Annotated in this window: 1 protein-coding gene and 1 pseudogene; both read right to left on the reverse strand. The window is 35.0% G+C overall.

What is annotated here, in order from left to right:
* Window positions 1-50 precede the first annotated feature (50 nt).
* Window positions 51-425: pseudogene (locus ACU5AP_RS16370) on the reverse strand (IS256 family transposase); the annotation flags it as partial.
* A 60-nt stretch (window positions 426-485) separates the two neighbouring features.
* Window positions 486-711 (reverse strand): DDE-type integrase/transposase/recombinase (locus ACU5AP_RS16375; protein WP_142271703.1); only part of this gene is annotated, 226 nt, incomplete at its 5' end.

Here is a 711-nt window from a genome sequence, read left to right on the forward strand (position 1 = left end):
AGTCAAGTCCAGACTCCTGTGTAAAATGCTATACAATGTTTTTACCATTTCTACTTATCAAAATTGATGTATTTTCTTGAAGAATAAATCCATTCATCATGTAGGTCCATAAGAACGGCTCCAATTAAGCGATTGGCTGATGTTTGATTGGGGAAGATGCGAATAATCTTTTCTCTTCTGCGTACTTCTTGATTCAGTCGTTCAATTAGATTGGTACTCTTTAGTCGATTGTGGGAATTTCCTTGTACGGTATATTGAAAGGCGTCTTCGAATCCATCATCCAATGATGCGCAAGCTTTTGAATATTTTGGTTGATCGATATAATCATGAATCAATCGATTTTTAGCCTCACGCGCTAAGTTAATATCTGTGAACTTAAAAATTCCTTTAACAGCTTCTCTGAAAGATTTTGAATTTTTTTTAGGGGTTCTGTTGCAAAGTTAGAAAAATATAGCTAACTACCATTTTATCATGTCGTTGTTCCCTTAACTGGCTAACATATCCCTAATTTCGTGGCATGGCGAAAATCCGTAGATCTGAAGAGATCTGCGGTTCTTTTTATATAGAGCGTAAATACATTCAATGCCTTTGAGTGTATTTTTTGCCGTATTGATACTTTGATATCTTGTCTTTCTTACTTTAATATGACGGTGATCTTGCTCAATGAGGTTATTCAGATATTTCGATGTACAATGACAGTCAGGTTTAAGT

This window comes from Brevundimonas sp. RM1, from assembly GCF_052907225.1.